The sequence below is a fragment of the Flavobacterium sp. SOK18b genome, assembly GCF_014156605.1.
In the GTDB taxonomy this organism is placed as follows: domain Bacteria; phylum Bacteroidota; class Bacteroidia; order Flavobacteriales; family Flavobacteriaceae; genus Flavobacterium; species Flavobacterium tiangeerense.
In genome coordinates this window covers 1-536 of record NZ_QKNZ01000172.1, presented here as the reverse complement: position 1 = coordinate 536, position 536 = coordinate 1, and the positions used below count along the sequence as shown (strand labels likewise).

Below are 536 nucleotides of genomic sequence, written 5' to 3'. Positions count from 1 at the left end.
GCATCTGCTATAGTTACTACTGGCGCAGGTAATACAGTTAGTGTTCCTTCAGACGAAATTACAGATGAACATACAAAATTAGATTCTCTAATTATTACTCTATATATGTATCCATTAAATGTTGATGGAACAGCTGTTAGTGTCAAGGTATTTGTCGTAGCATTACTATAAACCCCACCATTAGATATATTAGTAAAACCAGAGCCTGAATTAACTTGCCACTGGTATTGTGTTACGCCAGATCCACCAGTTGCTGTTACAGCAAAAGTGGTATTTGTACCAGCATTGATTAGTCTATTAACAGGTTGAGATGTAATAGAACTTGATGTTCCCACGGATGTCGCATTAGCATAAGAGCCTGTATACGTAGCTGCAGGTAAATTAACTGTACCATTGGCATTTACTGGCGCTACTGCTCCTCCTGTTTGTCCAAATTGCTGTCCCGAAGCTGCACTAGTAGTATTATTATAATACTCATTAGCATCCGAACAGCTATCATTGTCTGAATCTAAGTCTAAATAATCAGCAATACCATC

The 536-nt window shown here is 38.1% G+C and carries 1 pseudogene; it reads right to left on the bottom strand.

The features are described 5' to 3' along the window. Nucleotides 1–536: pseudogene (locus DNC80_RS15725) on the bottom strand (hypothetical protein); the annotation flags it as partial.